Genomic DNA, 25,175 nt, shown 5'->3' with positions numbered 1-25,175 from the left:
GCACCAGAGGCGCGCGTAAGGCTCCGCCCCGACGTGCTGCTTGCCTCAAGGCCTGATTGAACAGGAGCGCTGCATGAGCCAATTCCCGTCGCATCCGCCTATTGCCCAGCCTCCATTCGCGGGGCTCAACAACTTGCCGAATGGCGAAGCGCAGGCGATGCCCGTCAACTGGGTGCCGCGGCCACTGTCGGCCGGACGCCAGGCCTTCACCATCGGGGAATATCACGCCCGTATCCAGCGTGTCCGGGAAGCAATGGCGCGTGCCGGCATCGATGTGATGGTGATTTCCGACCCCTCCAACATGGCCTGGTTGACCGGTTATGACGGCTGGTCCTTCTATGTGCACCAATGTGTACTGCTGGGTCTGAGCGGTGAGCCAGTCTGGTACGGACGCCGTCAGGACGGCAACGGCGCGCTGCGTACCTGCTGGATGGGCGAGGACAACATCCTGTGGTATCCGGATTACTACGTGCAGAATCCGGACATGCATCCGATGGAGTTTCTCGCCCAGTCGATCCTGCCGCAGCGCGGCTGGCACGACGGCGTGGTGGGGGTCGAACTCGACAACTACTACTACTCGGCACGTGCCCATCTGGCGCTGGTCAAGGAGTTGCCCCACGCGCGACTGGTGGACGCCAACTCGCTGGTCAACTGGTGTCGGGCGATCAAGTCCGAGCAGGAGATCGCCTACATGCGCGTGGCGGGGCGCATCGTTGAGCGCATGCACTCGCGCATCCTCGAGATGATCGAGCCGGGCCTGCCCAAGAGCGCACTGGTCGCCGAGATCTATCGTGTCGGGGTCGAGGGTGTGGTCGGGCCGAATGGCGAGATTCTCGGCGGCGACTATCCGGCCATCGTGCCATTGCTGCCGACCGGCAGTGATGCCGCTGCCCCTCACCTGACCTGGGATGACACGCCGTTTCGCGAGGGCGAGGGCACCTTCTTCGAGATCGCCGGCTGCTACAAGCGCTATCACGCGCCGCTCTCGCGCACCGTGTTTCTCGGTCGGCCGCCGCGCGATTTCGTGCGCGGCGAGTCCGCCCTGCTGGAAGGCATCGAAAGTGGCCTGGCCATCGCCAGGCCGGGCAATCGCTGCTGCGACATCGCGCTGGCGCTGGGCGCGGCGATGGACAAGTACGGCTTCGACCGGGGGGGCGCACGTTGCGGCTATCCCATCGGCATCAGCTATCCGCCGGATTGGGGCGAGCGCACCATGAGTCTTCGCCCCAGTGACGAGACGGTGCTGGAACCGGGCATGACCTTCCACTTCATGCCCGGCATGTGGATGGATGACTGGGGGCTCGAGATCACCGAGTCGATCCTGATCACCGAGAATGGTGCCGAGCCATTGTGTGACGTGCCCCGCCAGCTGTTCGTCAAGTGACGGGCTGGCCGTTCGTCAGTGATGCGATGCCATACGCCTTTGTTGTTGTGAGTTCGTCCGGCCAAGGAGGCCTGTCATGCGTGAATCTCCCGTCAGCCTGACCATTGACCTGAACGCCGATGGCCTTCAGCACGGCTTCTTCAAGCTGCCGATTTCCACCGATGAGTCTGCCTGGGGTGCCGTGATGACCCCGATCAGCGTGATCGCCAACGGTGAAGGCCCCACGGTGCTGCTCACCGGCGGCAATCACGGTGACGAGTACGAGGGCATCACCGCGCTCTACAAGCTGGCGGCCCGCCTCACGCCCGAGGACGTGCAGGGGCGTGTCATCATCGTGCCGACCATGAATGCGCTGGCGGCCAAGGCCGGCCGGCGCTGCTCGCCACTTGATGGCGGCAATCTCAATCGCAGCTTCCCCGGCGATCCCGAGGGGGGACCTACCGAGCAGATCGCCGACTATTTCACCCGGGTGCTGGTACCGCAGTGTGACTACGCGCTGGACCTGCATTCCGGTGGCCGCACCCTGGATATCCTGCCGTTCGCGGCCGCGCACCGCCTGGACTATCTCGAGGCGTCGCTGGGCGTGGAGCAGTGCCGTCATCAGGAAGCCGAGAGTCTGGCCGGCGCGCTGGCCTTCGGTGCGCCTTCGGCGATGATGATGTTCGAGCTGGATGCCGAGGCGCTCTACGACACTGCCGTGGAGCGCCAGGGCAAGGTCTTCGTCACCACGGAGCTGGGGGGCGGCGGTTCCACCACGCCTGAGCGCCAGGCGATCGCCGACCGTGGCGTCGACAACTTCCTCGCCTTCAGTGGCGTGCTGCGCGAACGCAGTCGTGCCGACCTGGAGGGCGATGTCGAGCGACGCCATGCCGACCAGGCGGCCAGGCCGCTGCTGATCGACATGCCGGACGCCAGCTGCTACGTGCAGAGTGAGCATGAAGGCCTGCTGGAACTGTGCGTGGCGCTGGGTGAGCAGGTCAGCGCGGGGCAGTGCGTGGCTCGGGTCTACCCGCTGGGGCGGGCCGGCCAGCCGGCGGTGGAATATCGTGCCGAGCGCGACGGCGTGCTGGTGGCCCGGCGTTTCCCGGCGCAGGTCAGTCTCGGCGATACGCTGGCGGTGATCGCCGAGGTGGTGGACGACCTGGCGCGAGATGCCTCATGAGTTCAGGCGCTGCGCGCGCGATGCCCGCGCCCAGGCTTGATGCCTTCGATCTGAAGATTCTGGCGATCCTCGAGCGCGATGGTCGCATTACCAAGTCGCGGCTGGCCGAGGAGATCAATCTGTCGGTCAGCCCGTGCTGGGAGCGGGTCAAGCGCCTTGAGCAGGCCGGCATCATCGAGGGCTATTCGGCGCGCATCAATCAGGCGCTGCTCGAGGCGCAGCGCGGCGGTGGCGTGGTGGCAGCCCCGCGCACGCCGGTATGGGTGGAGATACACCTCAAGCATCACGATGCCGAGAGCTTCCAGCGCTTCGAGCGCGCCATGCGCGAGGCGGACGAGGTGATCGAGTGTGTGGCGGTCGGCGGCGGCGTGGATTATCTGCTGCGTCTCGAGACGGCGAGCATCGATGCCTACCAGCGATTGATCGACCGCTGGCTGGTCTCCGAGCTTGGGATCGATCGTTACTTCACCTACATCGTCACCAAGCAGGTAAAATAGCGCGCCATTGCAGCCGACCTTCCTCTTTCGCAGCGCGAGATATCATCATCATGGCGCCTTCCACCGCCCCTTCAGGCTCCGTTGTCAGCCAGTCCCATGTCCTATCTGACGCGCCTGACGCGCCGGTGCTGATCTTCGATTCGGGGGTCGGAGGACTCTCGGTGGCGGCGGAGATTCGCCGCCAATGGCCGACGTTGCCGCTGGCCTATGTGTGTGACAACGCCGCGCTCCCCTACGGCACCAAGGCCGATGACTGGCTGGTGACGCGCATCGCGCAGGTGTGTGCGGCGGCGGTCGAGGCAAGTGGAGCGCGTGCCCTGGTGGTGGCGTGCAATACCGCCAGCACGCTGGCGCTGCAGGCATTGCGCGAGACGTTGTCGATTCCGGTGATCGGTACCGTACCGGCGATCAAGCCTGCCGCGCTGCTGGCGCGCAGCCGTCAGAGCGCGGTGCGCCGCGCACAGGGCGAGCCGCCAGTGTTCGGCTTGCTGGCCACCTCCGCCACGGTGAGGCGTGCCTATACCGAGCAGTTGATCCATGATTTCGCGGCGGATTGCCAGGTGATTCGCGTCGCGGCGGACCCGCTGGTCGCCGAGGCCGAGCGCCGTCTGCGTGGCGAGGCTGCTCGCCCCGAGGTGGTCGCGGCGAGTCTGGCGGATCTCGCGGCGGTGCCGGGGCTGGAGGTGGTGATTCTCGGCTGTACCCACTTCCCGCTGCTCAGCGCGGATATCGCCAGCGCCCTGGGCAGGAATGCGCCGGGTGAACCACCGCTGGCGCTGGTGGATTCCGGCGCGGCGATCGCACGGCGCGTGGCCCAGGTGCTGGAGTTGCCGGCCCGCACGGCGCAGGCCACGCTGGCGCAAGACGAGGTGTCTGACGCAGGCATCGCCCTGGCGACGGATGCCTGTCAGCCCGGCCTTGCCACTGCACTTGAAAGCCAGGGGTTTGCCGCCCCTCGAGGACTCGCGCTCGGCCCCTGACGGCCCCTGTCGCTGCATGAGTCACCAACCCGTGCTTGAGCTTCGCGCTGCCGGTGGTAGGCTAGCGCGCCCAACCTTTGAATGGACGTGATCGGCATGGCTTGCCATGACCCCATCCGCGTCCCTTTGCTCATCGTTTCAGTGCTGCGGTATGCCCGCAGGCAGGAGTCAGTGTGGCCATCGCCGTCGTCGATCCCAGTCAGTATGAACAGCAGCTTGCCGAGAAGGCCGAGCAGACCCGCGCCCGTTTCGCCGCCTTCGATGCGCCGGAGCTCGAGGTGTTTCCCTCGCCGCCCAGTCATTACCGCATGCGCTGCGAATTTCGTATCTGGCATGAGGATGACGACCTCTACTATGCGATGTTCGAGGTGGAATTCGACGATGAGGGCAACAAGAAGAAGACGGTCGTGCGCATGGACGACTTCCCGGTGGCCAGCCAGCGCATCAATACGCTGATGCCGCTGCTGCGTGAGCGACTCAAGGCCAGTCCGGTGCTGCGTGAGCGTCTGTTCCAGTGTGAATTCCTCACCACCCTGAGTGGCGAGGCACTGGTCACGCTGATCTATCACCGCAAGCTGGAAGAGGACTGGGAAGCCGAGGCGCGCGCGCTGGAGCAGGAACTCGACATCATGATCATCGGGCGTTCACGCAAGCAGCACCTCGTGCTGACGCGCGATCACGTCTTCGAGCGTCTCGAGGTCGATGGACGTGAATATGTCTATCAGCAGGTCGAGAACAGCTTCACCCAGCCCAACGCCGAGATCTGCCGCTCCATGCTCAGCTGGGCGCGCGACGTGACCCATCCGGACAAGGCGCAAGCGGAAGGCCGGGAGCAGGGCGATCTGGTCGAGCTCTATTGTGGCAACGGCAATTTCACCATCGCGCTGGCCGAGAACTTCCGTCGCGTGCTGGCCACCGAGATCTCGCGGACGTCGGTGGCCTCGGCGCAGGTCAATCTGGCGGCCAATGGCATCGACAATGCCCAGGTGGCGCGCATGTCCGCCGAGGACTTCTCGCTGGCACTGGCCGGTGAGAAGGAGGGGCGTCGCGTGGCGGAGATGGACCTCGAGAATCATGACTTCCGCACCGTGCTGGTGGACCCGCCGCGCGCCGGTCTCGATGCCGACAGCTGCGAACAGACCGCGCGCTACGAGCGCATCGTCTATATCTCCTGCAACCCGCAGACGCTGAGCGAGAATCTCGAGGTGCTGTGCCGTACGCATCGCATCGAGCGTTTCGCGCTGTTCGACCAGTTCCCCTATACCGACCACCTGGAGTGTGGGGTCTATCTCGTCAGGAAGTGAGTGAAAGCAGGCGTGTCAGCAAGTGAGAGACGGCGGAGCGTTTTCCGCCTCGACGCTTGAAAAGCCGAGGCCCCGTTGCCAACTAGACTCCAGATCCGGCTCCATGAGCCATCGGGAGTGATAGTGGCGGCGGGGCCTCGTCGTGTCTGTCTCGATGAACGCCTTGTTAGACTTTCGTTTCATGATGCGAGGCGCAAGTCAATACCCGATGCACAGATGTCATGCAGCATGACCAATATGGAACAGGCATGGGGCCGAGGCACAGACTGCGCTAGTCTGTGATGCACTGCATGAGCCTGCGCCTTGGCATCCTGTCACGGGTGCGAGCGTGGGCTCTCTATGACTATTCTTCCTGATACTTCCATCAGGTCAGTCGAGGTGATTGATGCTACACGTGGCGACGGACGGCAAGCAGGAATTCCTTGCGCAGCTCCAAGAGCAGCTGGACAAGCGACTTCCCAAGGACAAGGTGCAGGAAATCGCGGCCTTTGCGCGCGATTATCATGCGACGGCTTCCTTCGAGGACATGGCCGAGCGCAAGCTGGATGACCTCTACGGCTCCACTCTGGCCGTATGGCACTTCCTGCAGAGTCACGCTGCCCCCAAGGTGCGCGCCTACAACCCTGACTTCGAGAAGCATGGTTGGCAGTCCACCCATACCATCATCGAAGTGCTGCACCCGGACATGCCCTTCCTGGTGGACTCGGTGCGCATCGAGCTCAATCGTCGCGGCATCACCGTGCATGCCATCCACAATGCCGTGCTGGCCGTGGCGCGCGATGCCTCCGGTCAGCTGGAGCGCGTGACCGCGCCGCGCGCCGAGAACGCTCCCGAGACGCGCGAGTCACTGATCTACATCGAGATCGATCGTCACAACGATGGCGAGATGCTCGAAGATCTGGAAAACAGCCTGAGTGAAGTGCTGGCTGAAGTGCGGGTCGCCGTGGCGGATTTCGAGGCCATGCGCTCCCAGGGGGCTCAGGCGCTCAGAGAGCTGCGTGACAACCGTCCTGCCACCGTGTCCGAGGCGGATCACCAGGAAGCCTGCGAGTTCATGGAGTGGATGGGCAACGATCACTTCACCTTCCTCGGCTATGACGAATACACCGTCGAAGAGCAGGAAGACGGCACTCGCGTGCTGAGCAAGGTCGAGGGTTCCGAGCTTGGCGTCCTGAAGCTGGACCTCGAGCGCTATCACGAGCAGTCCCGCCATCAGCAGAGCGTCAACAGCGATCAGTACGTGCTGATCCCGGAGCTGCTGTCCTTCGCCAAGAGCGCCTTCCACGCCCGCGTGCACCGTCCGGCCTATCCGGACTACATCACTGTCGAGCGCTTCGATGCCGAAGGCCGCGTGATCGGCGAGCGTCGTTTCCTGGGGCTCTACACCTCCACGGTCTACAACCAGAGTCCGCGCAACGTGCCGATTCTGCGTCGCAAGGTGCAGGACGTCATGGAGGCCGCCGGGGTCAACCCGAAGGGCCACAACGGCAAGCACCTGCTGCAGATTCTGGAAGTCTATCCGCGTGATGACCTCTTCCAGATCTCCACGGATGAGCTGACCCGCACCGCCACCAGCATCCTCAATATCCGTGAGCGTCGTCGCGTGCGTCTGATCGTGCGTGAAGACCGCTTCGGCAAGTTCTTCTCCGTGCTGGTGTTCGTGCCGCGCGATGTCTACTCCACCGACCTGCGCGTGCGCATCCAGAATCTGCTCTGCGAAGAGCTGGATGCCACCTTCGGTGATTTCACGCCGTATCTGTCCGAGTCCGTGCTGACACGCATCCAGTTCATCCTGCGCTTCAAGGGCGACGAGCCTGGCCAGTACGACATGCGCGCGCTGGAGAACAAGATCGCCCAGCTGGCACGCAGCTGGCGTGACGAGCTGCATGCCGCGATGGTGGAAGGCTTCGGTGAAGAGCAGGCCAATGAACTGATGAGCCGTTATCGCGATGCCTTCCCGGGCAGCTACCGTGATGACTTCTCGCCGCGCACCGCCGTCTACGACGTGGGCCATCTGCGTGCGCTGGATGAAGGCGATGTCGTGGCCTTGAGCACCTATCGTCTGGTCGAGGATGACAACTCGGGTGTCAACCTGAAGCTGTTCCACAAGCATCAGCCGATTCCGCTGTCCGACGTGCTGCCGGTTCTCGAGAACCTGGGGCTGCGCGTCATCGGCGAGCGTCCTTACGAGATCGAGCGCAGCGATGCCACCTGCTGGATCCACGATTTCGATCTGGAGCACCACGGCAAGGGCGCAGTCGAGCTGTCCGAAGTGCGCGAGAGCTTCATCGAAGCCTTCAAGAAGATCTGGTCCGGCGAAGCCGAATCCGACGCCTTCAACCGCCTGATCATCGGTTCCGGCCTTGATTGGCGTGAAGTGGCGATGCTGCGTGCCTACGCGCGTTACCTGAAGCAGATCCGCTTCGGCCTCTCCCAGGCCTACATCGCCAATGCCCTGGGCAGTCATCCGGATATCACCCGCGAGCTGGTGCAGCTGTTCAACCTGCGCTTCGACCCGCAGGGTCAGGGCGATGAGGATGACGTCAGCGCCTGCCGCGAGCGCATCAACGGTCTGCTCGATCAGGTCTCCAGCCTCAACGACGACCGTCTGCTGCGTCGCTACGTGGATCTGATGATGGCCACCCTGCGCACCAACTTCTTCCAGCCGGCGGAAGATGGTCAGGCCAAGGACTACATCAGCTTCAAGCTCGATACCCGTCAGATTCCGGACGTGCCCAAGCCGCGTCCGATGTTCGAGATCTTCGTCTACTCGCCGCGCGTCGAGGGCGTACACCTGCGCGGTGGCAAGGTCGCGCGCGGTGGTCTGCGCTGGTCCGACCGTCACGAGGACTTCCGCACCGAAGTGCTGGGGCTGGTCAAGGCGCAGCAGGTCAAGAACGCGGTCATCGTGCCGGTGGGTGCCAAGGGCGGCTTCGTCTGCAAGCGCATGCCGGAAAGCAACGACCGTGACGTGATCCAGAAGGAAGGTATCGCCTGCTACCAGATCTTCATCCGCGCACTGCTCGACATCACCGACAACCTGTCCGGTGGTGACGTGGTACCGCCGAACGCCGTCGTGCGCTATGACGAAGACGACCCCTACATGGTGGTCGCGGCGGACAAGGGCACCGCGACCTTCTCCGACATCGCCAATGCCATCTCCAACGAGTACGGCTTCTGGCTGGGCGATGCCTTCGCCTCCGGTGGCGCCAACGGCTATGACCACAAGGGCATGGGCATCACCGCCAAGGGCGCCTGGGTCAGCGTGCAGCGTCACTTCCGCGAGATGGGCATCAACATCCAGGAAGACGAGTTCAGCGTGGTCGGTATCGGTGACATGGCCGGTGACGTCTTCGGCAACGGCATGCTGCTGTCCGAGAAGATCCGTCTGGTCGGTGCCTTCAATCACCGCAACATCTTCGTCGACCCGAACCCGGACACCGCGAAGAGCTTCGCCGAGCGCGAGCGTCTGTTCCGTCTGCCGCGTTCCAGCTGGGACGACTACGACAAGAGTCTGATCAGCGAAGGTGGCGGTCTGTTCTCGCGTGATGCCAAGACCATCACCATCACGCCGCAGATGAAGGAAGTCTTCGACATCCGCGAAGACCGCCTGGCGCCCAACGAGCTGATCAACGCGATGCTCAAGGCACAGGTCGATCTGATCTGGAACGGCGGTATCGGCACCTACGTCAAGGCCTCCACCGAGACTCACGCCGATGTCGGTGACAAGGCCAACGACGGTCTGCGCATCAACGGCAACGAGCTGCGCTGCAAGGTGGTCGGTGAGGGCGGCAATCTGGGGCTGACCCAGCGTGGCCGCATGGAAGCCGCAGCCAAGCGTGGCGTGCGCGTCAACACCGATTTCATCGACAACGCTGGTGGCGTGAACTGCTCGGATCACGAGGTCAACATCAAGATCCTGCTGGACGACATCGTCGCCCGCGGTGACCTGACCGACAAGCAGCGCAACCAGCAGCTGGCCGAGATGACCGACGAGGTCGGCGAGCTGGTGATCAAGGACAACTATCGCCAGACCCAGGCACTGTCGCTCTCCGAGCTGCAGTCCAAGGAAGGCATGGGCGTCTTCCGTCGCTTCATCAATGAACTCGAAGCGGCCGGTACCCTGGATCGTGAACTCGAGTTCCTGCCCTCCGATGAGGCACTGATCGAGCGTTCCAATGCCGGTGAAGCCCTGACCCTGCCGGAACTGTCCGTGCTGGTGTCCTACGCCAAGAGCGATCTCAAGACCAGCCTGATCGCCTCTGACGTGCCGGATGACAGCTACGTGCAGCAGCATCTGGAGCGTGCCTTCCCGCGCGTGCTGATGGAGCGCTTCCCGGAGGAGATGTATCAGCACCGTCTGAAGCGTGAGATCGCCGCCACCCAGATCGCCAATGACCTGGTGGATCACATGGGCATCGCCTTCGTGCGTCGCCTGGAAGACACCACCGGTGCCGGCAAGGCCGAGATTGCGCGTGCCTACATCGTGGCGCGTGACAGCTTCAACCTGGAAGCGCTGTGGACCCAGATCGAGGCGCTGGATCACCAGGTGCCGGCCGACATGCAGTACCGCATGATGAGCGATCTGATGCGCCTGATGCGTCGCGCCACCCGCTGGTTCCTGCGTCAGCGCAGCAGCATGGGCGTCAAGGAGAGCATCTCGCACTTCGCGCCGCGTCTGGCTCAGCTGTCCGAGAGCATCGGCGAGCGCCTCAAGGGCGAAGCCCGCGAGCACTGGGAGGCTCGTCGCGACCATTACGTCGAGGCAGGCGTTCCGGAAGCGCTGGCCAGCACCATCGCGGCGACCTCAAGCCTGTATGCCGGTCTCGGCATCATCGAGGCCGCCAAGGTGACCGGCGAGAAGATCAACCGTGTGGCGGAAGCCTTCTACGGCATCGGCCATCGTCTCGAGCTGCCGTGGGTCGGCGACAAGATCAACGGCCTCGAGGTGCAGGACAGCTGGCAGGCCCAGGCGCGCGAGAGCTTCCGTGATGACCTGGATCGTCAGCAGCTGGCCCTGACCGTCAGCGTGCTCAAGCAGGACAATGCCCCGCGCGAGATCGATGAGCGTGTCGACAACTGGATGGCAAGCCATGAAGGACTGGTCAGCCGCTGGTGCTCACTGCTCGGCGAGATGAAGAGTGGTGCCCAGTTGAGCTTCCCGCTGTTCGCCGTCGCACTGCGTGAACTGGTCGATCTGGCCGAGTCCCGTCGCGAGGCGTGAGCCGGGCAGGAACTCTGCTGACCCGCGATACGCACATCTGTAAGCGTCATCGCTGAACGAAACCCCCGCCAATGGCGGGGGTTTTTTTGTGCAATCAAGAAAATCGCGATTGCCAAGGCTGGGGTAAGGTAACTGTCGTCGAGGGTCTGGTATGCTGAGGGCAGCGAGTGCAACCCCTGTTTCCTGAGCCGCATGGTTGCCGCGATGGCAGCGGTCGGCTTACGTTTTCAAGAACTTCAGTACAACAAGGCAGAGACACCATGTCACAACGTGCGTTACCCCTTGCCTGCGCCATTGCGCTCGGCCTCTCCAGTTTCGCATCCCAGGCCGTGCTGGCAGATGGCAGCCCTGCACAGCAGCGCGCCGAAGCCGCTGCGGGCAAGCTGGACATCTCCAAGTTTCTCAAGCCGCGCAGCGATGCCCACAGCCAGAACTTCCAGTTCGGTGGTACCAGTGTCCATCAGTTCACCATCAAGGAAGCCGGGCGCTATGAGATCGACGGCAACGCCAACTTCGATGTGAGTGATCCCTACACCCTGAATGCCAGCCTGGAAGACGAGCAGGGTGCGATCATCGCCACGGGCACGGGGGACAGGGCATCGGATGGCCTGAACATGAATGTCGAGCTGGAGCCCGGGGTCTACAAGCTGCGCGTACGCGCCGACAAGCTGGGCGCCGGCAAGTCGGGTGGCAATACCTATGAAGTGAACGTGGCGGGCCTCAGCGAGAGCGGTGAGAAGCTCTCCGCCGAGGAAAGCGGCATCGAGACCGGTGACGGTCTGGTGTTCCTGGACACCGATGGTGATGGCCGCCGCACTGCCTTCGTCGATGCAGACGATGAAGTGGCGACCATCAAGCCGGCCACCGTGGCCGCGGCTGAGCAGGCGGCGCGCGAGCAGAAGGCCGCCGAGACCGGCAACGCTGCCGCGGAAGGTAGCGCTACTGCCGGTGAAGCCGTCGCCAGCACGGCGACTGGCACGGCCGAAGCTGCCACTTCTGCGTCTGCCACTACGGCGTCTGCCACCACGGCGGCGGCGACCGGCAGCGCTGCCGTCACCGAAAGTGAAGCGGAGCCGGACCGTCGTTTCGATGAGATCGTCACCGATGTGCGCATTCGCGAGAAGGGCGAGGTCATGACCTTCGATGTCTCCGATCGCGGCACCGTGACCATCGACAGCGAGACCTTCCCGGGCAGCGAAGGTACCTACAAGCTGCAGATGCGCCTGCTGGATGAGAACGGCAATACCGTGGCCAGCGACAAGGGCGAAGGTTTCGAGGGCGACTTCCACCTCGAGACCGTGCTGGAACCGGGGCGCTACACCGTGTGGGTCAGCGGTCAGAAGTTCGGCACTGCCATGGAAGGGGTCAACAACTACACCGTGCGGGTGCGTCAGCTGGACGTCAAATAAGCCCAGCGATCAGACCCTGACAGTGACAAGGAAGGCGGCCCTCGGGGCCGCCTTCCTTCGTGTGTCGCTTCCTTGCCGCCTTCCTCTGTGCCTCATCTTCGTCACTTCTCTTTGTCACTTCTCTTCGTTCTCCCTCGTCATTCTCGCCTGAGGCAATCGCGTCCGGCGGAGTGTCTGTCGCGACGGGCTTCGGGTATACTTCGCGCCCAGTTCCGCTGTCGTCATGCCCCCTGTCGCTGCTGCCTGGAGATCACCATGTACTCGTTTGCTCGCTCGCTTCTGTTCAAGCTCGATCCGGAAACGGCTCATGGTGTGACGCTCAACGCCCTGGACATGGCCCATCGGCTTGGCATGGCGCGTGGATTGGGCGGTGAGGCACCACGTGACCCGGTGACGCTGATGGGGCTCGAATTCCCCAACCGTGTCGGGCTGGCTGCCGGTCTCGACAAGAATGCCGATCACCTCGATGCGCTCGCCGCCCTGGGATTCGGTTTCGTGGAGGTCGGCACGGTGACGCCGAAAGGGCAGGCTGGCAATCCGAAGCCGCGCCTGTTCCGCCTGCCGGAGCACCAGGCGATCATCAACCGCATGGGCTTCAACAATGCCGGGGTTGAGCATCTGGTCGCGAAGGTCAAGGCGAGTCAGGCGCGTGGTGCCTCCGGTGTCGTGTTGGGGATCAACATCGGCAAGAACCTGACCACGGCGGTGGATGATGCGCTGAGCGACTATCTGGTCTGCCTCGAGGCCGTGCATGCTCACGCCGACTACATCACCGCCAACATCTCGTCGCCCAACACGCCGGGATTGCGCAATCTGCAGTTCGGGGACCACCTCAATCAGTTGCTGGCGGGGCTGCGCGAGCGTTGTGATCAACTCGATGCCGAGCGTGGCAAGAAGGTCCCGCTGGTGATCAAGATCGCCCCTGACATGGACAGTGAAGAGATTCTGTTCGTGGCGCGTGCGCTGGCTGACAATGGCATCGATGGTGTCATCGCGACCAATACCACCATCGAGCGCTCCGCGGTCGCGGGGAGTTCGCACGCAGAAGAGGCCGGTGGCCTGTCCGGTGCGCCGGTGCGGGAATCCTCCACCCGCGTGATTCGCGGGCTGCGCGAAGCACTGCCGAACATGCCGATCATCGGTGTCGGTGGTATCACGGATGGTGAGAGTGCGCGCGAGAAGGTCGCGGCGGGCGCGGACCTGGTTCAGCTGTACTCCGGACTGATCTATCGCGGCCCGGCGCTGATCGGAGAGTGCGCGCGTGCATTGGAGAAGGCGGATACGCTCATCAAGCTGTGATCAGACAGCCAGACAGCCAGACAGCCAGACAGCCAGACAGCCAGACAGCCAGACAACGAAAGAGCCGCCTCCTGACATCAGAAGGCGGCCTCGGTACCGGCGTGAATGATGATGTGGCAGTGTCAGCGATATGTCTCGTGAACTGACATTGCCGTGTTGGCTGCCATGTCCAGCCAGCGTGCACGATGCGAAGCGCTTTTGCCGTCAGGGACGGCGGTCGGGTATTGGCCCATCGAGCTCATCGGGTCCGTGGATGGTGATAGCAGGCCTGCAAGAAGCCTGCTGATGCAGTCAAGGTGAACGTTTGCCCGTGTCGTGCTCCGCGCTGAACCGTCGTTCATGCAGGCCGTCGCCTGCCGCGCATTCTCTGGAGCCATGTCGCGAGGGAATCGACACGAGCGCCAACATCTCGGCCTTTCAAGCGGAGAAGCGAGTCGGCCCCATTGCCTACTGCTTCACGCGCCTGACAGTGCCGTGCGTCTTCAAGATAGAAATAAGGCGTTACCTCCCTGGTGGCTTGTCATGTCGCTAAGCGACGTCCTTGGGATTTTCCGGGTGACATCAGCATCGACTGAGTCACCGTGAACACCTCGAGTCCTCTCTGTACGTGCCTTCCGGCGCCATTGATCAGGCGATCCGGTAGACTGATGCCGGAGAATCCGCTTGCGCAGCGCATCAGGCTGCGTGGGCGGGGTGAAAGGCGCCAGGCGCCATCTTCAGGTGTCACTCCTTGACGTCATGCATCCTGAAAGTCATCGGGACGGGAATCAACATCCCGGTGGGAGTATCCTGGTTTGTCCATTGCCGGAGCCCGCTGGGGCTCAGGACAGCACCATGGGGTTCTTGTGGATGCCGGACACGCCGGTCATGCCAGACCATTGGTCGCCACGTCCTTCGCGCCAGCCACTCATCCAGAATTCACGTAGATTGACATCGATACTGGGACAATCATCACGGGAACGACCGGTAACGCCGGCCTTGTAGCCGTGAACATAGGCACGCTGAAAGCGATCACGTTTCTGTCTCTTCATGGATGACCTCTATGTGAGAACCCATCGGCATTGGAGTCACTGTCGTGGTGTCTCTCGAGGAGACATCGTCCGGTGGCAGCGACTCGATACAGCATGGCTTGCCGAGTGAGAGAGTAGGCCGATGACCCGAAGGTCACTGCCGGCCTCGTGCTTCATCACCTCAGTGGCCACTGACCAGCCGTGTCGGGAAAGGCCGTGGATGTGAGATGATGGAGGGTCTTGCCAGTACATGCTCGAGCGTGATGGTGGATAGGTCACTGCAGGCCCGGATCTCTGCTCTGAAGGTTGTGTCATCAGAATCCTGTCTCATCGGTGGCAATGGTCACCGAGATGCAGTCGGGCATGCTGCCTGAATGAGGGTTTCGCTCCGTGAACCTCCTTTTCGCTTGGCGTGTCACCTTTCCGAATTGCAGCTACACCTATAGTTTTTAGAACACTGCCTCTGGCTTGTCGACAGCCGTATAGGAATATCGCTAGTGCCAGAAGCCAACTCACAGGAATAAGTCCGGCCTTTGCCGGTGAGAGATTCATGACTGACACGACTTCTGCGACTTCGCCGCGCGCCCCCAGCAACCCGCTCTCCACCTGGTTTGCGACCTGTCCGCGTGGCCTCGAGACCTTGCTGGCTGACGAGCTGACGTCGCTGGGTGCCGAGGTGACCGGCACCACCGTGGCCGGCGTCCACTTCAATGGAAGTCAGGAGACGGCTTACCGCACCATCCTGTGGTCACGCCTGGCCAATCGCATCATTCGCCTGCTGACCCGCGTGGGCGGCGTGGACACCGGCGAGCAGCTGCGCAAGGCGAGCGCCGGCGTCGACTGGGCAATGGAGTTGCCGGATCGTGCCTCCATCGCCGTCGATTTTCACGGAACATGGAAAGATATTCGACACACCTTCTTCGGCGCTCAGACCGTCAAGGATGGCATCGTCGAGGCGATGTTCGAGGAAGGTCGCCACAAGCCGACCGTCGATGGCAAGAATGCCGATCTGCGCATCTATGCGCACCTGCACAATGGCTACATCACCCTGGGTATCGACCTGGTGGGTCGCAGCCTGCATCAGCGTGGCTACCGCCCCGACCTCGCCCATGCGCCACTCAAGGAGAATCTGGCCGCGGCACTGCTGATGCGTGCCGATTGGCCGGCACGTGCGGCGCGGGGTGAGAGCCTGGTCGACCCGATGTGCGGTTCCGGCACGCTGCTGATCGAGGCGGCCTTGATGGCGGCGGATATCGCCCCGCAGTCGCTGAATGAAGACTTCGCCTGCCGCCACTGGGGGCGTCATGACGAGCGTATCTGGAAAGGTCTGCGCGAGGAGATGGAGCAGCGTGCCATCGCCGGGCGCCGCAAGGTCACCGCGCGTCTGTTCGGTCGCGATCACAGCCCGCAGGCGATTTCTGCCGCGCGCTCCAACGCCATGCGTGCCGGCATTCCGGCGCTGATCGAGCTGGAAGGCGCCTCCGTCGCCGAGCTGACCTGTCCAGAGGGTGCCACCACAGGCCTTGTGATGACCAACCCGCCCTACGGCGAGCGTCTGGGTGAGTTGCCGGCATTGGTGCCGCTCTATGCAAGCCTCGGTGAGCGCATGAAGCGTCACTTCGGCGGCTGGACGCTGGGCATGTTCACCGGCAACCCGGACCTCGGTCACCGTCTCGGCCTGCGTGCGCATCGTCAGTACGCCTTCCGCAACGGTCAGCTGGATTGCAAGCTGCTGATGATCGACGTGGCAGCGCGTGAGCGAGCGGTCGACGAGGACAGCGTGGCGGAAGATGCCCGCAGTCAGCCGGCACTCAGCGAGGGCGGCCAGATGTTTGCCAATCGCCTCAAGAAGAACCAGAAGTCGCTGGCGCGCTGGCTCAAGCAGAGCGGTACCACCTGCTATCGCCTCTACGATGCCGACATGCCGGAGTACGCGCTGGCCATCGATATCTACGGGCGTCATGTGCACGTGCAGGAATACACGCCGCCCAAGTCCGTGGATGCCAGTCAGGCGCAGCGTCGTCTGATGGATGCGCTGGCGGCGATTCCGCAGGTACTGGGCTGCTCGCCCAACGATATCCATATCAAGCAGCGCACGCGTCAGGCGGGCAAGGCGCAGTACACCCGTCAGGACAGCTCCGGTCAGCGTATCGAGGTGCAGGAAGGCGACGCCAGACTGTGGGTGAACCTCAAGGACTACCTGGATACCGGCCTGTTCTTGGATCACCGCCCGGTGCGCAAGCTGCTGGGCAAGGAAGCGGACGGCAAGCGGGTGCTCAACCTGTTCTGCTATACCGCGACGGCCACCGTGCACGCGGTTTTGGGCGGTGCCAGCGAGAGTGTCAGCGTCGACATGTCCAATACCTACCTGGACTGGGGGCGCGAGAACTTCAAGCTCAATGGCATCAGCGAGAAGCGTCACCAGCTTGTGCGTGCCGACTGCCTGAAGTGGCTGGAGCGTTCCCGCGAGGAGTTCGACCTGATCTTCCTGGATCCGCCGACCTTCTCCAATTCCAAGAAGATGGAAGGCACCCTGGATATCCAGCGTGATCACGCGCGTCTGATCGATCTGGCGATGGCCAGCCTGGCGCCGGGCGGCACGCTGATCTTCTCCAACAATCATCGTCGCTTCGTGATGGATGACAGCGTCAGCCAGCATCATGTGGTGGAAGACCTGTCGCGCAAGCTGCTGGACCCGGACTTCAAGCGTCGTCCGGATATCCACCACGTCTTCCGCATCCGTCGCGCCAGCGACGTGAAGGGCTGAGCGATGGCCAGCGTCCCGCTGTGGCTCTACACCACGGCGGGCTGTCATCTGTGTGCTCGGCTGGAAGCCACGCTGCAGGCGCTGGGGGCCGATGTCACGCTCACGCGGGTTGAGATCGCCTTCGACGCGCAACTGAGCGAGCGTTACGCGACACGCATTCCCGTGCTGGCGAGCGCATCGGGTGCAGAGTACTCGCTGGCAGATGGCGAAGAGGCCTTGCCGGGCTGGTTGCGCGCGCAGGGCGTCGAGCAGGGCGTCGATCAGACGCCCCCTGCCAGGCGTGACTCAGGCGTCGAGCCGCAGGGGCATGTCATGCGCCATGGGCGTCGCTTTCTGCGCTGATTCGCATCATGCCCGGGCCTGAACGAAAGACCGCCGCTACCTCAAGGTAGCGGCGGTCTTCTTGTCTGCGGGTCCCTGCGGCGGCCTAGCCTTCCAGCAGTGACATCTGGCGCATGGCATCTTCGGCCTCGGGGCTGTCAGCCGTAGCCTCCAGCACCTTGGTGAAGCCACGTGAGGCCTGGATGTGAGCGAGGTCACTGACCCAGGTCATGGCCTGCTCGTAGCTTTCGGCCAGATCGTGCTTCAGTCCGCCGAACTGGGTGCCGATCTGGCCCCAGGAGCGACTGACGATCCAGTCGCCGAACATGTCCTGATGTACATGGACCAGGACGTAATCATGATGGCTTTCCCAGCGGATGATCACGCGTGACTCCCGAGGTGAAACAGAGGTGGCATGTGGATGGCTCGCAAGGCGCTGCAGGCTTGTGGCGCATGCTGCGTACGCCTAAGATGGCACGGCGGCGAACGCTGAATCATACCATTGTAATCTTCGCATGCCTTGCGGCAAGTCAGAAGCTTTGCAAGACGCCATGCACGCGGCAACGACCGCAACGCTACCCACCGGCACAGCAAGGAACAAGGCAACAGATGCACATCATCGTGGATGATAACGTCCTTCTGGCAGAAGAGTTCTTCTCTGAATTCGGGGAAGTGATCTGTCTGCCGACCAGCGAGATCACCAATGCCGTCCTCAAGGAAGCCGACATGCTGATCTGCCGCTCCACGCTCAGGGTGGATGAGGCATTGCTGAAGGGCACTCGGGTGCGCTTCGTCGGCTCGCCGATCATCGGCACGGATCATGTCGATCTCGAATGGCTCGAGTCGGCAGGGATTCACTTCACCAATGCGCCGGGCTGCAATGCCGATTCGGTGGTGGATTACGTGCTGTCCTCGCTGTGGCATCTGGCGGAGCAGGAAGGCTTCGATCTGCAGCTCAATCGTCGTTTCGGCGTGGTCGGTGCAGGTCAGGTCGGCTCGAGGCTGATCAAGCGTCTCGAGTCGCTGGGCGCCGAGGTGCTGGTCTGTGATCCTCCGCGCGCGCTGGCGCAGGAGTCGGGAGAGGAGGCGGCAGAAGCGCTGAATTTCGTCGATATCGATCATCTCGTGACCGAGTGTGATGTCATCTGCGTGCATACCCCGATGGTGACAGGCGGTGAGTACCCGACCCATCACCTGATCAATGCCGAGCGCATCCGTGCCATGAAGCCCGGCAGCGTATTGCTGAGCGCAGGACGCGGTGGTTGCGTGGATACTGCCGCGCTCAAGCAGCGTCTGCTGGAACAGGCTGATCTGCTGACCGTGCTGGATGTGTGGGAGAACGAGCCGGACATCGATGCGGAGCTCGCATCACTGGTGGATATCGCCACGCCGCACATCGCCGGACACAGTCTGGATGGCAAGATGCAGGGAACCGAGATCATCTATCAGCAGGCTTGCCGGCATTTCGGCCTGCCGGCACGACGCAAGCTGGGCCAGTTGAAGCCGGACCCGTGGCTTCGCAAGCTGGTGCTGACGGGGTGGGCGCCGCCGGAAGAGGCCCTCGGTCTCTGCGTTCGGGCCTGTTACGACGTGCGCCGCGATGCCTTGGGTCTGCGTCGCTATCAGCGCCGCTTCGGCAACGCCGAGGGCTTCCTGCGTTATCGGCGTGAATATCCGTTGCGTCGCGAGTTCTCCACGCTGCGCGTCGAACTCAAGAAGAACGCCCGTGAGCTGCGTGAAGTGCTGGAAGGCTTCGGCTTCTCGCGTGTGAAGCTGGCCAGCAAATGATGTGACATGTCATCTCTCCTGCGATATCCACCTGCAGGAGGTGTCGAGGCCGAGTGACGGATCTCGATCGTCAGGCAGTCAGAACGCCCCTGTCAGCTTCGCTGGCAGGGGCGTTCTCGTCTCAGGTACGGATGTGGGGCGGATGACCCGGTAGATGAAACCGGTTCTCGGACGTTTCGGACTGCGACCTTGGTCGATATAATGTCGCCCAAAATTACGCTGACGACAGATGTCAGGGCGCGCCCCGGGCGACTTGTCCGAGGGTGGTGTGGCCCGCTGGCTCCCCGCGTACTCCCCGTTTCTCGTGCCTTCTGCCATGCCCGTCACGACGGCGCGTGTCGGCGTCCTCATTTCCTGAAGATGGTGTCCTGAATGCAACAATCTCCTGATAGACCAGCCGAGGGCGGTGGCTTTCGCCCTCCCTCCCTGCTGGATGCCCTGATCCCCATCGTGCTGGTCATCGCCATGCTGGTGCTGGCGGTCGTGCTGTTCGGCGCCGATGCTTCCTGGGGGCCGAATCAAGTGGCATTGCTGTCTGGCGCGATGATCGCGGGAGTCATCGGCCTCAAGAACGGTTATCGCTGGAGCGATATCGAAGAGGGGATCAACAAGGGGATCCAGATCTCGCTGGGCGCGATCCTGATCCTGCTGGCGGTAGGCGCGATGATCGGTACCTGGATTCTCGGTGGCACCGTGCCGGCGATGATCTACTACGGGCTGGATGTGATCGCGCCTCAGTATTTCTATGCCTCGGCATGTCTGCTGTGCGCGCTGGTGGCGCTGTCGGTGGGGAGCTCCTGGACGGTGGCCGGCACCATCGGTATTGGCCTGATCGGCATTGCCGATGGACTGGGACTTTCCGAGGCGATCACGGCAGGTGCGGTGATTTCCGGGGCCTACTTCGGTGACAAGCTCTCGCCACTGTCGGATACCACCAATCTGGCGCCGGCGGCGGCGGGGACCACGCTGTTCGCGCACATTCGTCACATGCTGTGGACGACGGTTCCCAGCATCCTGCTCGCGCTGGCAGGCTTTCTGTGGCTGGGCCACGACTCCGTCTCCAGCCTGCAGACGCCGGAGCAGGTCGCCAACCTGCGTGCCCAGCTGGGTGAGCAGTTCAACATCGGCCTGCACCTGCTGATTCCGCTGCTGGTGCTGCTGGTGATGGCCGTGCGTCAGATGCCCGCCTTCCCGGCGATCTTCATCGGTGCGGTGCTCGGGGGTGTCTTCGCGGTCATCTTCCAGCCACAGGCCGTGGCGGGACTGGCGAATGTCCCTGACATGTCCACCGCCATGGCGCTGCTCAAGGGCGTATGGATGTCGATGTTCGATGGCTATGTCTCCCACAGCGGCGATGAGGTGATCGACTCGCTGCTCTCCAAGGGCGGCATGAGCAGCATGCTCAACACCGTGTGGTTGATCCTCTCGGCGATGACCTTCGGCGGCGTGATCGAACGACTCGGCCTGCTGGAGCGTCTGGTGCAGAGCCTGCTGGGCGCGACGCGCAATGCCGGTTCGCTGGTCATCACCACGCTGGGTACCTGCCTGGCCTCCAATGTGGTGACCGGGGATCAATACATCTCGGTCATCCTGCCGGGGCGCATGTATCGCGCTGAATTCCGCCGCCGTCGCCTGGCGCCGGTCAATCTGTCGCGGGCACTGGAAGATTCCGGCACCATCACCTCGCCACTGATTCCCTGGAACAGCTGCGGCGCCTACATGGCGGCAACGCTGGGGGTCGCGACTCTCAGTTATCTGCCGTTTGCGCTGTTCAATCTGGTCAATCTGGTGCTGGCGGTGGCCTATGCCATGGTCGGCTTCAAGCTGGAGCGTCTGGCCGAAGGTGACGAGGCGGATGGCGGAGAGCCGACTCCGCTGGCCGAATCTCTGGTGCTGGATACCCCTCATGAGACGGCAGAGTCTCGCTGATTGACGTACTGGGTGATAGAGACAGCCAAGCCCGCCGCGTGGTGAACGCGGCGGGCTTTTTCATGGGCACTCGAGGGGGGGGCGTCCAGCGTTCAGTCAGTGCACTGATGACGTGTGAGGCGTATCAGGAACTCGCGATAGCGCTCCAGTTCGGCGATGTCGATGTACTCATCCGCCTTGTGGGCCTGCGTGATGGAGCCTGGCCCGCAGACGACAGTCGAGAAACCGCGATCCTGGAACCAGCCCGCTTCCGAGCAGAAGCCGACACCGCAGCGTTCACGCTGACCCGTCAGCGCAAAGGCCAGCGTCTCTGCCTTGCCGTCGGGCTCCGGCGTGAGCGCCGGTACCGAGGCGTAGTCCTCCAGTGTCTGGATGGCGCACTCCGGTGAGTGCTCCTGCATCTCGAGGGCCAGTCGGGCGGTGAAGTCATCGACTCGCGCGCGTACCGCGTCAGGGGTATCACCGGGCAGGTTGCGCAGCTCCCAATGCAGGCGAGCATCCTTGGCAATGATGTTGGTCGCATTGCCGCCCTGGATGGTGCTGACGTGCAGCGTGGAGTACGGGGGCTCGAACAGTTCGCCCCGTGAGGCCTGGGTGCGCAGGTCGTTTGCCGTGCGCTCCAGCTCCGAGATGATGCGCGCGGCGTAGAACGTGGCCGAGACACCCAGGTCCGGTCGGCTCGAATGCGCCGGCACGCCGGTCACTTCCGTGCGCCAGGCATGCACCCCCTTGTGCGCCGAGACCACGCGTCCCTCCGTCGGTTCTCCGATGATGACGGCGGCGACGTCGGGCAGCGTGTCGCGCATGTGGTCGATCAGTGGCAGACAGCCCAGACAGGTGCTTTCCTCATCGTAGGAGAAGGCAAGGTGGAGTGGCCGCTTGAGGGGAGCATCAAGAAAATCCGGCACCATCGCCAGGCACAGGCCGATGAAGCCTTTCATGTCCACCGAGCCACGACCGTAAAGACGACCCTCCTTCAGCGTGGCCTGATAAGGGTCATGGGACCAGTTCTGGCCGCTCACGGGCACGGTATCGGTATGGCCGGAGAGCACGACACCACCGGCCACCGCGGGCCCTATCGTGGCGAGCAGCGAGGCCTTGTCGCCTTCGGCATTCGAAAGCACGCTCGCCTGGATGCCATGTTCGGCCAGCAGATCGCGAACGAAGTGGATCAATGCCAGATTGGAGCGATCCGAGGTGGTATCGAAGGCGATCAGGCGAGTGATGATGTCGAGGGTGCGTTGCATGTCGAGCCTCATGAGGCATGGCGCCGTTCGGGGAGGGGCCGGATGTGAAAGCCCGAGGGGATCACATTGGCGCTGAACGGACGCAGGAGTCTGCTTTATGCAGTTGCCTGCATGCCAAGTCAATCGTGGCCGCAACCCCCTGTGGCACTTCGTGGCTGATCACGATGTGCCGCGAGGCATGCTTGGGAGTCTGCGGGGTCAGCCCTGACGCAAGAAGCCCGCCACGTGACTCACGTGGCGGGCTTCTGCATCGCTCAAGTGTGCGGTCCTGCTCGAGGCTTATTTGTAGGCAGCGGCCTTGAGCGCGGCGATACGGTCATCCAGCGGCGGGTGGCTGGCGAACAGCTGCTCCATCAGCTTGCGGCTCTTGCCGGTGGTGATGGCGAAGGCGGTCATGGTGTCGGGCATCTGGTCCGGCAGCTCATGTTCCTGCTTGAGGCGTGCCAGCGCGTTGATCATCGAACCGCTGCCCGCGAGACTCGCGCCTGCGGCATCCGCACGGTATTCGCGCCAGCGCGAGAACCAGGCGACGATCATCGAGGCCACCAGGCCCAGCACCAGTTCAAGGACGAAGACCACGGCCATGTAGCCGAAGAAGCCCAGGCCGCCGCTGTTGTCATCTCGCTTCAGGAAGGCGTCGATGGCATGTGCGGCAATGCGCGCGAAGAACATCACGAAGGTGTTCACCACGCCCTGGATCAGCGTCAGCGTCACCATGTCGCCGTTGGCCACGTGCCCGATCTCGTGCGCCAGTACCGCACGCACTTCCTCGGGACGCATGCGATTGAGCAGGCCGGCCGAGACGGCGACCAGCGCATCGTTGCGGTTCCAGCCGGTGGCGAAGGCATTGGATTGCTGCGCCGGGAAGATGCCGACTTCCGGCATCTTGATGCCGGCGTCGCGAGACAGTTCCTCGACGGTCGTCAGCAGCCAGCGTTCGGTATCGTTCTGTGGCTGTTCGATGATCACGGTGCCCGTCGAGGACTTGGCCATCATCTTGGACAGGAACAGGGAAATCACCGAGCCGGCCATGCCGATGATGAAGCAGAAGATCAACAGGGCGGTGTAATTGATGCCGTTGGCTTCCATGTAGCCATCGAAGCCCAGCAGGCGCAGCGTGACACTGGCCAGCAGCACCACCGCCAGGTTGGTGATCAGAAAGAGGGCTATCCGCATCATGGGGTCAGGTCTCCAATGCCAATCTATCGGTAAGGCGCAATTATCTGCCCGCCATGCTGACAGTGAGATGAATCACTGCGACATGGCGGGCAGATGGCGCGTAACAGGAAGGTATCACCACCGTGCCGGTGTGCGTAGACCTTTCGTGAGGCAGGTATCGACACCGTGGCGTCAGGCCGTCTCGAGGCTCAGTGCTGCGGGAGCCTGCCGCAGGAAAGAGGTGTCTCAGCTCTTGCGGCGGCGCGCCAGGAAACGACCGAGACGCTCGATGGCCTCTTCCAGCTGGTCGGCGTAGGGCAGGGTGACGATGCGCAGGTGATCCGGATTCGGCCAGTTGAAGGCGGTGCCCTGCACCAGCAGCATCTTCTCTTCCAGCAACAGCTCCAGCACCATCTGCTGGTCGTCCTCGAAGGGATACATCTCCGGGTCGAGACGCGGGAACATGTAGAGCGCGCCCTTGGGCTTCACGCAGCTGACGCCGGGGATCTCGTTGAGCTTCTTCCAGGCCGCATCACGCTGGGCCAGCAGACGGCCACCCGGTAGCACCAGGTCGTTGATGGACTGATAGCCGCCGAGTGCCGTCTGGATGGCGTGCTGGGCCGGGACATTGGCGCACAGGCGCATGCTGGCCAGCATGTCGAGACCGGAGATGAAGTCGGCGGCGGGGCGCTTGTCACCGGAGAGAATCATCCAGCCTGAGCGGAACCCTGCGCAGCGATAGCTCTTGGACAGGCCATTCATGGTCACGACCAGCAGATCATCGGCCAACGCACCGGTGGAGACGTGCTCGGTATCGTCATAGAGGATCTTGTCGTAGATCTCATCCGAGAACACCACCAGGCCGTATTCCCGCGCAACCTGCAGGATGTCCTTCACGACGGCTGGCGGGTAGACCGCGCCGGTCGGGTTGTTCGGGTTGATCAGCACGATGCCCTTGGTGTGGCTGGTCACCTTGGCGCGGATGTCCTCGATGGAGGGAGCCCAGTCCTGCGCCTCGTCACACAGATAGTGCACGGCACGACCACCGGCCAGATTGGCGGCAGCGGTCCACAGGGGATAATCCGGTGCTGGCACCAGCAGCTCGTCACCATCATCGAGCAGGGCCTGCATGGCCAGCACGATCAGCTCCGAGACACCGTTGCCGATGTAGATGTCCTCGATGCCGACACCTTGGATGTCCTTGCGCTGACACTCCTGCATGATCGCCTTGCGCGCCGAGTAAAGCCCCTTGGAGTCACAGTAGCCCTGCGCGGTCGGCAGATTGCGCATCACGTCCTGCAGGATCTCTTCCGGTGCCTCGAAGCCGAAGGGCGCCGGGTTGCCGATATTGAGCTTGAGAATGCGATGACCTTCGTCCTCGAGACGCTTGGCGTGTTCGAGAACCGGCCCGCGAATGTCGTAGCAGACGTTGTCCAGCTTGTGTGACTTGCGAATTTCGCGGGGCTTTCTTTGCTCGGTATCCATGGTGCTTTCCGTAGATCTCCGTCACGTAAGGTGTAGGGGCGAGTGTCCAGCATATCGCGCCGCCTGCCTGCCGCGCCACGGCCAAGGGCCAATAGCGTGGTTAAATTTGCGGTTTGAAATGTTCAGGCAGAAAAAAATCCCGCCAGAGGTTATCTGGCAGGATTTTCAACTGGCTTGCAGGCATGGCCCGCGAGTGAGATCTGAATTCGAC

Annotated in this window: 17 protein-coding genes; 12 read left to right on the top strand and 5 right to left on the bottom strand. The window is 63.0% G+C overall.

Annotation, left to right across the window (positions count from 1 at the left end):
* The first annotated feature begins 157 nt into the window (after nt 1-157).
* From doeA to HXS66_RS07740, 8 genes are all read left to right on the top strand, one after another.
* Nucleotides 158-1,384, top strand: a complete 1,227-nt coding sequence (gene doeA / locus HXS66_RS07775) for an ectoine hydrolase DoeA (protein WP_176503260.1) — start codon at nt 158-160, stop codon at nt 1,382-1,384.
* A gap of 76 nt (nt 1,385-1,460) precedes the next feature.
* Nucleotides 1,461-2,546 carry a N(2)-acetyl-L-2,4-diaminobutanoate deacetylase DoeB gene (gene doeB / locus HXS66_RS07770; RefSeq protein ID WP_077378423.1) on the top strand — a complete coding sequence of 362 codons (1,086 nt, stop codon included), beginning with the start codon at nt 1,461-1,463 and terminating at the stop codon, nt 2,544-2,546.
* Nucleotides 2,543-3,043, top strand: a complete 501-nt coding sequence (locus HXS66_RS07765; protein WP_255303153.1) for an Lrp/AsnC family transcriptional regulator — start codon at nt 2,543-2,545, stop codon at nt 3,041-3,043. Before doeB ends, HXS66_RS07765 begins: the two co-directional genes overlap by 4 nt.
* A 50-nt stretch (nt 3,044-3,093) precedes the next feature.
* Nucleotides 3,094-4,023 (top strand): glutamate racemase, encoded by a 930-nt coding sequence (gene murI / locus HXS66_RS07760; protein ID WP_176493542.1) that lies wholly within the window; start codon nt 3,094-3,096, stop codon nt 4,021-4,023.
* Between the two features lie 173 nt (nt 4,024-4,196).
* Nucleotides 4,197-5,327, top strand: a complete 1,131-nt coding sequence (trmA, locus tag HXS66_RS07755; RefSeq protein ID WP_136938875.1) for a tRNA (uridine(54)-C5)-methyltransferase TrmA — start codon at nt 4,197-4,199, stop codon at nt 5,325-5,327.
* 385 nt (nt 5,328-5,712) lie between these two features.
* On the top strand, nt 5,713-10,551 hold the full coding sequence (locus HXS66_RS07750) for an NAD-glutamate dehydrogenase (protein ID WP_176503215.1): 4,839 nt from the start codon (nt 5,713-5,715) through the stop codon (nt 10,549-10,551).
* A gap of 260 nt (nt 10,552-10,811) precedes the next feature.
* Entirely contained in the window at nt 10,812-11,960 is a 1,149-nt protein-coding gene (locus HXS66_RS07745) for a hypothetical protein (RefSeq protein ID WP_176503214.1), read from the top strand.
* 255 nt (nt 11,961-12,215) lie between these two features.
* Nucleotides 12,216-13,259 (top strand): quinone-dependent dihydroorotate dehydrogenase, encoded by a 1,044-nt coding sequence (locus tag HXS66_RS07740; RefSeq protein ID WP_176503213.1) that lies wholly within the window; start codon nt 12,216-12,218, stop codon nt 13,257-13,259.
* 821 nt (nt 13,260-14,080) lie between these two features.
* On the opposite strand, the gene rmf is transcribed toward HXS66_RS07740, so the two are convergent.
* Entirely contained in the window at nt 14,081-14,290 is a 210-nt protein-coding gene (gene rmf, locus HXS66_RS07735; protein WP_043334308.1) for a ribosome modulation factor, read from the bottom strand.
* 529 nt (nt 14,291-14,819) lie between these two features.
* Between rmf and rlmKL the strand changes: the two genes are divergently transcribed.
* Complete coding sequence (gene rlmKL / locus HXS66_RS07730; protein WP_176503212.1) at nt 14,820-17,036, top strand: bifunctional 23S rRNA (guanine(2069)-N(7))-methyltransferase RlmK/23S rRNA (guanine(2445)-N(2))-methyltransferase RlmL; 2,217 nt, start codon at nt 14,820-14,822, stop codon at nt 17,034-17,036.
* A gap of 3 nt (nt 17,037-17,039) precedes the next feature.
* Complete coding sequence (locus tag HXS66_RS07725) at nt 17,040-17,378, top strand: glutaredoxin family protein (RefSeq protein ID WP_176503211.1); 339 nt, start codon at nt 17,040-17,042, stop codon at nt 17,376-17,378.
* 85 nt (nt 17,379-17,463) lie between these two features.
* Here HXS66_RS07725 and HXS66_RS07720 read toward each other — a convergent pair whose 3' ends face one another.
* Nucleotides 17,464-17,742: a WGR domain-containing protein gene (locus HXS66_RS07720; protein WP_077378449.1), complete on the bottom strand. Its 279-nt coding sequence runs from the start codon at nt 17,740-17,742 to the stop codon at nt 17,464-17,466.
* Nucleotides 17,743-17,966: 224 nt separating this feature from the next.
* Here HXS66_RS07720 and pdxB point away from each other — a divergent pair, with 224 nt between their 5' ends.
* Complete coding sequence (gene pdxB / locus HXS66_RS07715; protein WP_176503210.1) at nt 17,967-19,145, top strand: 4-phosphoerythronate dehydrogenase PdxB; 1,179 nt, start codon at nt 17,967-17,969, stop codon at nt 19,143-19,145.
* 372 nt (nt 19,146-19,517) lie between these two features.
* Nucleotides 19,518-21,074, top strand: a complete 1,557-nt coding sequence (nhaC, locus tag HXS66_RS07710; RefSeq protein WP_077378455.1) for a Na+/H+ antiporter NhaC — start codon at nt 19,518-19,520, stop codon at nt 21,072-21,074.
* A 92-nt stretch (nt 21,075-21,166) separates the two neighbouring features.
* Here nhaC and argE read toward each other — a convergent pair whose 3' ends face one another.
* The 3 genes from argE to HXS66_RS07695 all read right to left on the bottom strand — a co-directional run bounded on the left by argE (nt 21,167) and on the right by HXS66_RS07695 (nt 24,964).
* Nucleotides 21,167-22,321 (bottom strand): acetylornithine deacetylase, encoded by a 1,155-nt coding sequence (argE, locus tag HXS66_RS07705; RefSeq protein WP_218015060.1) that lies wholly within the window; start codon nt 22,319-22,321, stop codon nt 21,167-21,169.
* Nucleotides 22,322-22,600: 279 nt separating this feature from the next.
* On the bottom strand, nt 22,601-23,500 hold the full coding sequence (gene htpX / locus HXS66_RS07700; RefSeq protein ID WP_077378460.1) for a protease HtpX: 900 nt from the start codon (nt 23,498-23,500) through the stop codon (nt 22,601-22,603).
* 225 nt (nt 23,501-23,725) lie between these two features.
* Nucleotides 23,726-24,964, bottom strand: a complete 1,239-nt coding sequence (locus HXS66_RS07695; RefSeq protein ID WP_077378462.1) for a pyridoxal phosphate-dependent aminotransferase — start codon at nt 24,962-24,964, stop codon at nt 23,726-23,728.
* Nucleotides 24,965-25,175 lie beyond the last annotated feature (211 nt).

Origin of the sequence: Cobetia sp. 5-11-6-3 (assembly GCF_013374055.1) — a bacterium.
GTDB classification, from domain to species: domain Bacteria; phylum Pseudomonadota; class Gammaproteobacteria; order Pseudomonadales; family Halomonadaceae; genus Cobetia; species Cobetia marina.
The sequence above is the reverse complement of the archived record's forward strand: the minus strand, read 5'-3'. Positions and strand labels throughout refer to the sequence as shown.

Coding starts and splice junctions, on each gene's coding strand:
- doeA (WP_176503260.1), top strand. CDS start 158: ATGCCCGTCAACTGGGTGCCGCGGCCACTGTCGGCCGGACGCCAGGCC.
- doeB (WP_077378423.1), top strand. CDS start 1,461: ATGCGTGAATCTCCCGTCAGCCTGACCATTGACCTGAACGCCGATGGC.
- HXS66_RS07765 (WP_255303153.1), top strand. CDS start 2,543: ATGAGTTCAGGCGCTGCGCGCGCGATGCCCGCGCCCAGGCTTGATGCC.
- murI (WP_176493542.1), top strand. CDS start 3,094: ATGGCGCCTTCCACCGCCCCTTCAGGCTCCGTTGTCAGCCAGTCCCAT.
- HXS66_RS07750 (WP_176503215.1), top strand. CDS start 5,713: ATGCTACACGTGGCGACGGACGGCAAGCAGGAATTCCTTGCGCAGCTC.
- HXS66_RS07745 (WP_176503214.1), top strand. CDS start 10,812: ATGTCACAACGTGCGTTACCCCTTGCCTGCGCCATTGCGCTCGGCCTC.
- HXS66_RS07740 (WP_176503213.1), top strand. CDS start 12,216: ATGTACTCGTTTGCTCGCTCGCTTCTGTTCAAGCTCGATCCGGAAACG.
- rmf (WP_043334308.1), bottom strand. CDS start 14,290: ATGAAGAGACAGAAACGTGATCGCTTTCAGCGTGCCTATGTTCACGGC.
- rlmKL (WP_176503212.1), top strand. CDS start 14,820: ATGACTGACACGACTTCTGCGACTTCGCCGCGCGCCCCCAGCAACCCG.
- HXS66_RS07725 (WP_176503211.1), top strand. CDS start 17,040: ATGGCCAGCGTCCCGCTGTGGCTCTACACCACGGCGGGCTGTCATCTG.
- pdxB (WP_176503210.1), top strand. CDS start 17,967: ATGCACATCATCGTGGATGATAACGTCCTTCTGGCAGAAGAGTTCTTC.
- nhaC (WP_077378455.1), top strand. CDS start 19,518: ATGCAACAATCTCCTGATAGACCAGCCGAGGGCGGTGGCTTTCGCCCT.
- argE (WP_218015060.1), bottom strand. CDS start 22,321: ATGCAACGCACCCTCGACATCATCACTCGCCTGATCGCCTTCGATACC.
- htpX (WP_077378460.1), bottom strand. CDS start 23,500: ATGATGCGGATAGCCCTCTTTCTGATCACCAACCTGGCGGTGGTGCTG.
- HXS66_RS07695 (WP_077378462.1), bottom strand. CDS start 24,964: ATGGATACCGAGCAAAGAAAGCCCCGCGAAATTCGCAAGTCACACAAG.